9 protein-coding genes, 1 tRNA gene and 1 pseudogene are annotated in these 10,128 nt (G+C 73.3%); 9 read left to right on the top strand and 2 right to left on the bottom strand.

What is annotated here, in order from left to right; translation table 11 throughout:
- The coding region (locus tag AB4039_RS15145; protein WP_442270943.1) for a glycoside hydrolase family 71 protein at positions 1 to 1,428 on the top strand (1,428 nt) is incomplete at its 5' end.
- Between the two features lie 167 nt (positions 1,429 to 1,595).
- Positions 1,596 to 2,762 (top strand): aminotransferase class V-fold PLP-dependent enzyme, encoded by a 1,167-nt coding sequence (locus AB4039_RS15140; protein ID WP_266843948.1) that lies wholly within the window; start codon positions 1,596 to 1,598, stop codon positions 2,760 to 2,762.
- On the opposite strand, the gene cobF is transcribed toward AB4039_RS15140, so the two are convergent.
- Positions 2,749 to 3,501 carry a precorrin-6A synthase (deacetylating) gene (gene cobF, locus AB4039_RS15135; RefSeq protein ID WP_266843950.1) on the bottom strand — a complete coding sequence of 251 codons (753 nt, stop codon included), beginning with the start codon at positions 3,499 to 3,501 and terminating at the stop codon, positions 2,749 to 2,751. The genes AB4039_RS15140 and cobF overlap by 14 nt on opposite strands.
- An 18-nt stretch (positions 3,502 to 3,519) precedes the next feature.
- On the opposite strand from cobF, the gene AB4039_RS15130 reads away from it, so the two are divergent.
- Genes AB4039_RS15130 through AB4039_RS15115 form a run of 4 tightly spaced genes read left to right on the top strand, consistent with a single transcriptional unit; the run spans position 3,520 to position 6,785 of the window.
- Entirely contained in the window at positions 3,520 to 4,275 is a 756-nt protein-coding gene (locus AB4039_RS15130; RefSeq protein ID WP_442270942.1) for a (Fe-S)-binding protein, read from the top strand.
- Positions 4,272 to 5,768 carry a lactate utilization protein B gene (locus tag AB4039_RS15125; RefSeq protein ID WP_442270941.1) on the top strand — a complete coding sequence of 499 codons (1,497 nt, stop codon included), beginning with the start codon at positions 4,272 to 4,274 and terminating at the stop codon, positions 5,766 to 5,768. The genes AB4039_RS15130 and AB4039_RS15125 overlap by 4 nt, the downstream gene beginning before the upstream one ends.
- The gene (locus tag AB4039_RS15120; RefSeq protein WP_442270940.1) at positions 5,765 to 6,385 is read left to right on the top strand and encodes a LutC/YkgG family protein; all 621 of its coding nucleotides are present in this window, start codon (positions 5,765 to 5,767) and stop codon (positions 6,383 to 6,385) included. The genes AB4039_RS15125 and AB4039_RS15120 overlap by 4 nt, the downstream gene beginning before the upstream one ends.
- A 4-nt stretch (positions 6,386 to 6,389) precedes the next feature.
- A complete protein-coding gene (locus AB4039_RS15115; RefSeq protein WP_266843956.1) occupies positions 6,390 to 6,785 on the top strand; it encodes a VOC family protein in 396 nt (131 codons plus the stop codon).
- Here AB4039_RS15115 and AB4039_RS15110 read toward each other — a convergent pair.
- On the bottom strand, positions 6,765 to 7,241 hold the full coding sequence (locus AB4039_RS15110; RefSeq protein WP_266843957.1) for a DUF309 domain-containing protein: 477 nt from the start codon (positions 7,239 to 7,241) through the stop codon (positions 6,765 to 6,767). The genes AB4039_RS15115 and AB4039_RS15110 overlap by 21 nt on opposite strands.
- A gap of 109 nt (positions 7,242 to 7,350) precedes the next feature.
- Here AB4039_RS15110 and AB4039_RS15105 point away from each other — a divergent pair.
- From AB4039_RS15105 to AB4039_RS15095, 3 genes and pseudogenes are all read left to right on the top strand, one after another.
- A tRNA-Pro gene (locus AB4039_RS15105) sits at positions 7,351 to 7,427 on the top strand.
- Positions 7,428 to 8,020: 593 nt separating this feature from the next.
- A pseudogene (locus AB4039_RS15100) lies at positions 8,021 to 8,334 on the top strand (amino acid permease); the annotation flags it as partial.
- Positions 8,335 to 8,720: 386 nt separating this feature from the next.
- Entirely contained in the window at positions 8,721 to 10,118 is a 1,398-nt protein-coding gene (locus AB4039_RS15095) for an amino acid permease (protein WP_442270939.1), read from the top strand.
- Positions 10,119 to 10,128 lie beyond the last annotated feature (10 nt).

The following is a 10,128-nucleotide window of genomic DNA, read 5'->3' as shown; positions in this document are numbered from 1 at the left end:
CCCCCGCCCTCCGCCCCCGTGCGGGGCCGGGTCGACAGCGGCGGCGCCCGCCCCGCCGGAGCCCTCCCCTTCGACCTGCCCGGACCGGCCGAGCTGCGCTCCGCGGCCGCCGCCGGGAAGCTGGTGTTCGCCCACTACTTCACCCCGTACCCGCTCTCCCTGGACAACGCGAGCGCCGACGCCGACTACTACACCCGCGACTACCTCCGCCCCGGCGGGGAGAACGGCAAGCACGAGCGGTACGGCGGCCTCCTGCGCGACCGCCCCCTGCCCGTCGCCCCGAAGGGCGGCGCCTGGGAGTACGCCAACCTCCGGCAGGAGGTGCGCACCGCCCGCGGCGCCGGCATCGACGGCTTCACCCTCGACCTGCTCTCCCTGACCGGGAAGAACCGGGAGCGCGCCGACCTCCTGATGCGGGCGGCCCACGAGGTCGACCCGGCCTTCAAGGTCATGCTGATGCCGGACATGACCTCGCTGGACACCGACGACCCCACGGTCCTCGCCGACGCCCTCGCCACCCTGGCCCGGGCCCCCGCCGCGCACCGGCTCGGCGACGGCCGCCTCGTCGTGTCCCCGTTCAAGGCGGAGGAGAAGAGCCCGGCCTGGTGGACCCGGATGATGGACACCCTCAAGACCCGCTACGGCGTCCGCACGGCCCTCGTCCCCCTCTTCCTCGACTTCGGCGCCCACAACGCGGCCTACGCGCCGATCAGTTACGGATTCTCCGAGTGGGGCAGCCGCAGCTACGCCGGCCAGGAGGGCGCCACCGCCGACGTGGACCGGGCGCACGGCCTCGGCAAGATCTGGATGCAGCCGGTGTCCGTCCAGGACGCCCGGCCGAACCAGGGGATCTACGACGAGGCGGGCAACACCGCCACCCTGCGGACCACCTGGACGCACGCCATCGACGACGGGGCCGACTGGGTGCAGCTGACCACCTGGAACGACTACTCGGAGGGCAGCCAGTTCGCGCCCTCCCTGCACAACGGGTACGCGTACCTGGACCTGACCTCGTACTACCTGACCCGTTTCAAGACCGGGCAGTGGCCCCGGATCGTCCGCGACACCCTGTACCTCACCTCCCGCACCCAGTTCGCCGCCACCGGCCCGACCGGCGGCCAGACGCTGCTGATGGCGCCGCGCAAGGGCAGCGCCGCTCCCCGGGACACCGTGGAGGTGCTCAGCTTCCTGACGGAGCCCGCCACCGTCCGCACCACCGTCGGTCCCGCCCGGGGCGAGCACGCCGCGCCGGCCGGCCCGCACGCCGAACTGCTTCCGCTGAGACCGGGCACCAGCTCCGCCGAGGTGGTGCGCGACGGGAGGACGGCGGCCTCGGTGGAGCTGCCGTACCGCGTCGACGGCACGGTGGCGGTGCAGGACCTCCAGTACTACGCGGCGACCAGCGGCCGGGACGAAGCGCCGCGCTGACCTCCCGCGCCCGGCCTGCGGGCGGGCGGACCGGAGGTAGGCCACTCTGGCGGAATCGGCCCTGTCGGAGGGTGCGGCGGGACTGCATGCTCCGGGGGACACGCCCGCGGGCCCCGTGCCGGGGCCCGCGGGAGACCCGCAGCCCCACCGTGCACCCGGAGGTACCCGTGCCCGAGCCGTCCGTCCCGCCCGTCCCGCCGGCCCCTCCCGTCTTCCCCGGCGGCCCGGGCCTGTTCCGGCTCGACCCCGATGTCGCCCACCTCAACCACGGCTCCTACGGGGCCGTCCCCCTGCCCGTGCGCGAGGCCCAGGAGCTGCTGCGCGCCGAGGCCCACGCCGACCCGGACGCCTTCTTCAACGCGATCCCCGCACGGGTCGCCGCGGCCCGCGGGCGGATCGCCGACCGGCTCGGGGCGGACCCCGAGGGCATCGCCTTCATCGCCAACGCCACCGAGGGCGCCAACCTCGCGCTCGACGCCGTGGAACTGGCCGAGGGCGACGAGATCCTGGTCACCGACCACGGCTACGGCACCGTCGTCGCGGCCGCCGCCCGCCGGGCCCCCGTCACCACCGTCGCCCTCGACCCGCACCTGCCCGACGAGGACGCCGTGTGCGAGACCGTGCTGGCCGGGCTCACCCCCCGCACCAAGGTGGCCGTCCTCGACCACGTCAGCTCGCCGACCGCCCGCCTCATCGCCGGACCCAGGCTCCTCGCCGAACTGTCCGCGCGCGGGGTCACCACCGTCGTCGACGGGGCCCACACCCCCGGCATGCTGGCCGAGCCGATCGCCGCCGGCGCCGACTTCTGGTTCGGGAACCTCCACAAGTGGGGGTACGCCCCCTCCGGCAGCGCCCTCCTGGCCGTGGCCCCCGCCCACCGTTCCCGGGTCCGCTCCCTCTCCCCGTCCTGGGAGGACGAACAGGGCTTCCCGGGCTCCGTCGAGTACCGCGCCACCGCCGACTACACCGGCTGGCTCGCCGCGCCCGAGGGCCTCGACCTCCTCGAACGGCTCGACGCGCCCAAGGTCCGGGCCCACAACAGCGCCCTCGCCGCCTACGGCGCGGCCCTGCTCGCGCGGATCCCCGGGCTCACCCCCCTGCCGTACACCCCGGGCCTCGCGATGCGCTCCCTGCTGCTGCCCCCCGGCACCGCCGAGACCCACGACGCCGCCCGCACCCTGCGCGAGGAACTCGCGGCGAAGATCGGCATCCGGGTCCTGATCTGGCCCCGGCAGGGAGGCGGCGGCATCCGCGTCTGCGGGCAGGTCTACAACCGCGCCGAGGAGTACGAGCGCCTCGCCGAGCTCCTGCCCGCCTTCCTCAAGCGCGCCTGAGCAGGTACGTGTCCATGATCCAGCCCTTGCGGGCCCGGGCCTCGGTGCGCAGCTCCTCGATCCGCCCGGCCACCTCCGCCAGCTTCCCCGAGACCAGGATCTCGTCCGGCGTGCCGACGTAGGCGCCCCAGTAGATGAAGAGGTCCTGGTCGAGGTGGGCCGTGAAGGCGTGCCGCGCGTCCAGCATCACCACCACGTCGTCCACGTCCTGCGGCCAGCCCTCCGCCAGCCGCCGGCCCGTGGTGATCTGCACCGGACGCCCGACCCGGTTCAGGTTCGTACGGTGCCGGGCCAGCAGCGCCGAGACGCTGCTGATCCCGGGCACCACCTCGTGCTCGAACTCCACCCGGCCGTGCTCCAGCACCTCGTCGAGGATCGCCAGGGTGGAGTCGTAGAGGGACGGATCGCCCCAGACCAGGAAGGCCCCGGTCTCGCCCTCCGCGAGGTCCTCGGCGATGAACCGCTCGAAGATCTCGGCCCGCGCGCTGCGCCAGCCGTCCACCGTCGGCGCGTACTCGGCCGGGGTGCGGTCCCGGTCCGGATCGCGCCCCTCCACCAGCCGGTGGCCCGGCCGGGCGTGCTGCTCCAGCATGGCCCGCCGCAGCCCCGTCAGGTCCGACTTCTCCTCCCCCTTCTCCAGGATGAGGAATGCGTCCGCCGCGCCGATCGCCCGGACCGCCTGGAGGGTCAGGTGGTCCGGGTCGCCCGCGCCTATGCCGATCACTGAGAACTTCTTCACCCGGCTATTCTGCCCGTCATGCGTGCCGCCCTGTTCGTCACCTGCGTCAACGACGCGCTGTACCCGCGCACCGGCATCGCCGTCGTCCGCCTCCTGGAGCGCCTCGGCGTCGAGGTGGACTTCCCGGCGGCCCAGAGCTGCTGCGGCCAGCCGCAGTACAACACCGGCTACCGGCGCGAGAGCGAACCGCTGCTGCGCCGCACCGGCGAGGCCTTCGCGGGCTACGACCACGTCGTCACCCCCTCCGGGTCCTGCGCCGCGATGATCCGCGAGCAGTACCCGCGCATCGGCCGGAAGGCGGCCGAGGAGGGGCGCGGGAGCGCCCTCGCGGCACTGGCGGACGACCTCGTCCCGCGGGTGCGCGAGCTGACCGAGTTCCTGGTGGACGTGCTCGGCGTGACCGACGTCGGCGCGTACTTCCCGCACACCGTCACCTACCACCCCTCCTGCCACGGCCTGCGCTCCCTCGGGCTGGGCGACCGCCCGCGCCGCCTGCTGGCCGCGGTGAAGGGCCTGGAACTGATCGAGCTGCCCGGAGCCGAGGAATGCTGCGGATTCGGCGGCACCTTCGCCCTGAAGAACCCGGACGTGTCCGCCGCCATGGGCGCCGACAAGATCCGCAGCGCCCGGTCCACCGGCGCCGAGGTGCTGTGCGGCGCCGACAACTCCTGCCTCGCCCACCTCGAAGGCACCCTGCGCCGCGCCGGCGAGCCACTGCGCACCCTGCACCTCGCCGAGATCCTGGCCGCCACGGAGGAGGAACCGCTGCGATGACCGGCACCGACCTCGGCATGCCCGCCTTCCCGCCCTTCCCCGAAGCGGCCCGCGAAGCCGTGGGGAACGCGGTGCTGCGCGCCAACCTGCGCCACGCCACCCACACCATCCGCGACAAACGCGCCCGCGCCGTCGCCGAACTCGACGACTGGGACCGGCTGCGCGCCGCCGGGAAGGCCGTCAAGGACCACACGCTCCGCAACCTCGACCGCTACCTCCTGGAGCTGGAGGCCGCCGTCACGGCGGCGGGCGGCACCGTGCACTGGGCCGTCGACGCCGAGGAGGCCAACCGGATCGTCACCGGCCTCGTCCTCGCCACCGGCGAACGCGAGGTGGTCAAGGTCAAGTCCATGGCCACCCAGGAGATCGGCCTCAACGAGGCCCTGGAAGCGGCCGGGATCGCCGCCTACGAGACCGACCTCGCCGAACTGATCGTCCAGCTCGGCCACGACCGGCCCTCCCACATCCTCGTCCCCGCCATCCACCGCAACCGCGGCGAGATCCGGGACCTCTTCCGCACCGAGATGGGCCGCTGGGGCCGCCCGGCCCCCGAGGACCTCGGCGACGACCCGCGCGAACTCGCCGAGGCCGCCCGCCTGCACCTGCGCGAGAAGTTCCTGCGCGCCAAGGTCGCCGTCTCCGGCGCCAACTTCATGGTCGCCGAGACCGGCACCATGGTCGTCCTGGAGTCCGAGGGCAACGGCCGGATGTGCCTGACCCTGCCCGAGACCCTGATCTCGGTCGTCGGCATCGAGAAGGTGGTGCCGACCTTCCGCGACCTGGAGATCTTCCTCCAGACCCTGCCGCGCTCCTCGACCGCCGAGCGGATGAACCCGTACACGACCATGTGGACCGGGCCGGGACCGTCGAAAGGGGCCGACGGCGACGGCCCCACCGCCTTCCACCTCGTCCTTCTGGACAACGGCCGCACCGACACCCTCGCCGACCCGACCGGACGCCAGGCCCTGCGCTGCATCCGCTGCTCCGCCTGCCTCAACGTCTGCCCCGTCTACGAACGGGCCGGCGGCCACGCCTACGGCTCCGTCTATCCCGGCCCCATCGGCGCCGTCCTCAGCCCCCAACTGCGCGGCACCGCCGCCCCGATCGACGCCACCCTGCCCTACGCCTCCACCCTCTGCGGGGCCTGCTACGAGGTCTGCCCCGTCGCCATCGACATCCCCGAGATCCTCGTCCACCTGCGCGAACGGGTGGTCCAGGGCGGCCCCGTTACCCGCGAGGGCGTCCGCGTCCGCATCCGGCCCGCCCACGGCCACACGGCCGAACGGGCCGCGATGCGCGCCGCCCGCCTCCTCCTCGACCGCCCTGGCGCCCTGCGCGCGGGCGAACGGCTGCTCTCCCGGGCCCGGCGGCTGCGCCCGCGTCGCCTGCCCGGACCCGGCCGGGCCTGGACCGACACCCGCGCACTGCCCGACGTACCGGCGGAGTCCTTCCGCGACTGGTGGGCCCGAGAACGGAAGTCCCCGCAGAAGTGAGCAGCAAGGACCGCATCCTCTCCCGCATCCGCCGCGCCGCCTCCGGACCCGACCCGGAGGTCCCCCGCGACTACCTCCGGGTCCACGGCTCCCGCACCCCGGCCGAGCGCGTCGACCTGCTCGCCGCGCACCTCACCGAGTACCGGGCGACGGTCCACCGCACCGACGGGGACGGACTGCCGCTGCTGCTGGCGCGGCTGCTGTCCCGGCACGAGAGCGTCCTCGTCCCGCCCGGCCTGCCCCCGTACTGGCTCTCCGCGGCCGGCCCGACCCGGATCCATGACCGGGCCGCCTCCACCCCGGCCGGGCTGGACCGCGTCGGCGGCGTGATCACCGGCTGCGCCCTGGCCGTCGCCGAGACCGGCACGATCGTCCTCGACGGCGGGCCCGCCCAGGGGCGCCGGCGCATCACCCTGATCCCGGACCACCACGTCTGCGTGGTGCGCGTCCCCGCCCAGGTGGTGGACTCCGTCCCGCAGGCACTGGAACGGCTGGACCCGACCCGCCCCCTGACCTGGATCTCCGGCCCCTCCGCCACCAGCGACATCGAACTCGACCGGGTGGAGGGCGTCCACGGTCCCCGTGTCCTGGACGTGGTCCTCCTCGACGCACAATGACGGAATGCCATCCCACATCGCCCTCACCGCCCTCGTGGTCAGCGACTACGACGAGGCCATCGACTTCTACACCCGGGCCCTCGGATTCGACCTCGTCGAGGACACCGCCCGCCCCGACGGCTCCCGCTGGGTCGTGGTCCGCCCGCCCGGCGCCACCGAGTCGGCCCTGCTGCTCGCCCGCGCCAAGGACGACGCCCAGCGCGCCCGCGTCGGCGACCAGACCGGCGGCCGCGTCGGCTTCTTCCTCTACACCGCCGACTTCGCCGCCGACCACGCCCGGATGACCGCCGAGGGCGTCCGCTTCCTGGAGGAGCCCCGCCACGAGGCGTACGGCTCCGTCGCCGTCTTCGAGGACCTCTACGGCAACCGCTGGGACCTGCTACAGCCCGCCGCCGCGTAGCCTCGGGGCCTCCACGGCGGCGTCGACCACGGCGCCGCCCTCCACCCGGCGGGCCAGCTCCCCGGCCCACCGGGCCAGCCCCGGCAGATCCATCCCGTACGCCTCCCGTACCCCGGCCAGCTGCGCCGCACCGCGCCGCAGCAGCCGGGCCCCGCCCACCGCGTTCCCCCGCGCGGCGTGCGTCAGCCCCACCGCCAGCTGCGCCATCCCCCGCCACAGCGGGGCATCGGCCCCCGGCCCCGACTTCCAGGCGTCCTCGAACACCTCGTGCGCGTGGAAGGGCATCCCGGCGTCCAGCAGCCGCTGCGCCTCCTCCACGGTCCCGGCCGGCGTACGCACCACCCCCTCGGGCTGCCGCTCCACGCCCTCGGCCCCGTGCGGCAGCGGCCGCCCCAGCCCGTCGCGCGGCCGCGCACTGCGCGCCCGCCCCTCACCATCACGATCCCGTCCGTTCACCGGGCCATCCTCCCGCGCGCCGATCACCCGTGCACGCGCACCCCTCAACGTGCGGTAATGTTCTGCATGTGCCCGCCGCGAGGGGGAAAACCCCAGGTCGGCGGCACAACGGGACGTGGCGCAGCTTGGTAGCGCACTTGACTGGGGGTCAAGGGGTCGCAGGTTCAAATCCTGTCGTCCCGACCATGCTTGATGCAGGTCGGAGGCCGTTCTCTCATCCGTGAGAGGACGGCCTTTTCCATGTCCGGAGTCCTGGTGATCGCAGTGTGGTCGCACGCCCTGTTCGGGGATGCTCCGCCGAGGTGCTGAACACGGGCGGGGGGAGCGGAGCCGGTTGAGGGCTTCACGCAGGTGCTGGATGTGGGCGCGTGGTGGTCGCAGCCGTTCCAGCCAGGCCCGTCGGTCGTTTCGCTTCTGGGCCTGGGGGAGGGTGTGGTCGATGGTGTCGACGGCTTCGCGGGCGGCTTGTTGGGTGAGGTGGCTGTAGATGTTCGCGGTGGTCAAGAAGGTGGAGTGCCGCCGCCGGTGGTACGCATGGGGATCGCCTCCAGGAGGCGGAGGAAGGGCCGACACCTCCAGTCTCGTGCGGCCACCTGGCGACCACCACGCTCCGCATACCGGCCGTGACCAGTGCGTTTCCCTTGGCCGGGCGCCAAGGGCGGCACCTTGACCTAGCTCCGCAGACGCCCGGCAGATTCTTCGTCTCCTCCTGGTACACGGTGCACCCCCACTGACCAGTCAAAACGGAGGCGGTTGGTTCAGGCGGCAGGGTACTGGTCCGCACCCAGGTGCCGCACCGGGCCGAACTCGTCGTCGGCGCGGTCGTCGCGGTGCTCGCCGCGACCGCCGACGTACGCGGGGCGATCGCTTTGGCGTCCTGGTCTACTGCGCGATCGCCAACGCCTCCGCCTGGATCCTCACAGCGGCCGAGGGGCGACCGGCGCGGATCATCCCCGTGCTGGGGCTGGCCGGCTGCCTGGTCCTGGCCTTCGCCCTGCCGGGCTCATCGGTGATCACCTGCCCGGCGGTCCTGGCCGCGGGCGCCGCCGCGTACGGGATCCGCCGCACGATCACCGCCAGGAAGGCGAAGTAGTGGTAAGGCGCGACGCGCCCTGGGTCCGCAGAACCGGCGGTATACCGGCGCCACACAGCACGATGTCGCCACCACCACTCCGGGCGAAAAGGGGCAGCCTCCCATGTCTTTGCTCAACTCCTGGCAGCCGAAGTTCACCGCGACGCACGCCCGAACCGCACCGCCGATCGGACCATCTGTGGTCACCGGCCGCCGACTGGGCGCAGCCATGCGGCCGGGCCAGCGGGCCAAGCATTCAAGTGCCCTGTCGATGCCGTGTATTTCGGCTATTCCTTAACGGGCCGCTGACGTATTCTTGACGCCTGGTGTGCCGGGAAGTCTGGTCGGCGGTCAGGAGTCATGGGCTGTTCCATGAGCTCCGGCTCTCGCCTTGGAAGGCATCCCTCATGACCGCCATACAGCAGCCCGCTGCGCCTGCGCCCTTGCCAGGCGGGCCCGGCCGCCGCAGTCCGCGCCGCTCGGTCCTCTTCTTCGCGTTCGCCTTCGCCGTGATCGCAGATCCGGTCTCCTCCGTGGCGTACGCCATCGAGGCGGCGCTGCGCGCCCTGCACGGCGATCTCGCCCTACTGCTGCCGACGATGTCGCTGGTGGTGGGGCTGGTCGTGGTAGTCACCGCCAATTACTGGCAGCTGGTGCGCCGTTTCCCCAAGGGCGGTGGGGCGGCGGCCGCGGCCGGGCGGGCCTTCGGGCCGCGCTGGACGTTCGTACCCATCGGCGCGCTCGTCGTCGACTTCGTCCTCACCATCGGGATCTCCATCGCGGCCGCCGCCAGCGCCATGATCGCCCTCTTCCCCGCCGCCGCGCCCTTCCGTGTCCCGCTCGCCCTGCTCCTGCTGCTGGTGGTCGCGGGCCTGACCTGGTTCGGACACGGCGGGCGGCTGCTGTTCGCCGTCATGACCGTGCTCTTCGTGCTCGTCTGCGTCGCCGTGCTCGTACATGGCTTCGTCTCACCGCACACCATGGGTGAGGCCCCTGCCTCGACGGACCCGGGCCGCTCCGCCGCCCTCGCAGTCGTCCTCGCCTTCCCCGTCGCGATGGCCCTGGCCACCGGCATCGAGGCCCCGTCCACGGCCATCGCGCAGCTCGGCCAGCTCGACGACACCCACCGCCGCCGCTTCGGGCGGGGCACCCTCGCCCTGCTCCTGGTCATCGTCGGGGGCCTCACCCTGGCCCTGACCGCGCTCGCCGTGCGCCTCCGCATCGGCATCCCGGGCAAGGACTCCACCCAGATCGCCGACATCGCCCACGCCGCGGCCGGATCCGGCTGGCTCTACGGAGCCTTCCAGGTGACCAGCTCCCTCCTGCTCTTGGCCGCCGCCAGCTCCTCCTTCCAGGCAGGCCCGGGACTCCTCAAGGCTCTGGCCGGCACACCGGAGCGCCCGGGTGTGCTGCCCGAACTGCTGGGTCGGACCAACCGGCACCACACCCCGTACTGGTCCGTCGTCGTCTACCTGGCCGCGGCGGCGGTGATCATCGTGGCTGCCGCGGGGGAGGAGCAGGAGCTCGTCCTCTTCTACGCGGTCGCGGTCTTCGTCAGCTTCCTCGTCGGCCTGCTGGCCATGACCCGCTTCGCCCGTACCGAGCGCAAGCCCGCCCTCGCCTGGCTGAATGCCATGGCGGCCGTCGCGGTGGCTCTCACCCTCCTGGTGAACCTCCTCCGTGGCTGGCCCATCCTCTCCCTGGTCGCCACCCTCGCCATCGGCGGAGCCTTCTACCTCCGCTGGGTCCGAGCCGGACGTCCATCCGGCATCGAGGACGTGGAAGCCCGTGCCGAAGCTGACTGATCCGAAGCGG

Origin of the sequence: Streptomyces sp. M-16, assembly GCF_052114405.1 — a bacterium.
Classification (GTDB): Bacteria; Actinomycetota; Actinomycetes; order Streptomycetales; family Streptomycetaceae; genus Streptomyces.
Note: the sequence above shows the minus strand (reverse complement) of the source record. Positions and strands in the feature narration are given on the sequence as shown.

Bases quoted from the DNA above. Each gene is read 5' to 3' on its own strand.
- AB4039_RS15130 (WP_442270942.1), top strand. From the start codon at position 3,520: ATGCGTGCCGCCCTGTTCGTCACCTGCGTCAACGACGCGCTGTACCCG.
- AB4039_RS15125 (WP_442270941.1), top strand. From the start codon at position 4,272: ATGACCGGCACCGACCTCGGCATGCCCGCCTTCCCGCCCTTCCCCGAA.
- AB4039_RS15115 (WP_266843956.1), top strand. From the start codon at position 6,390: ATGCCATCCCACATCGCCCTCACCGCCCTCGTGGTCAGCGACTACGAC.
- AB4039_RS15095 (WP_442270939.1), top strand. From the start codon at position 8,721: ATGACCGCCATACAGCAGCCCGCTGCGCCTGCGCCCTTGCCAGGCGGG.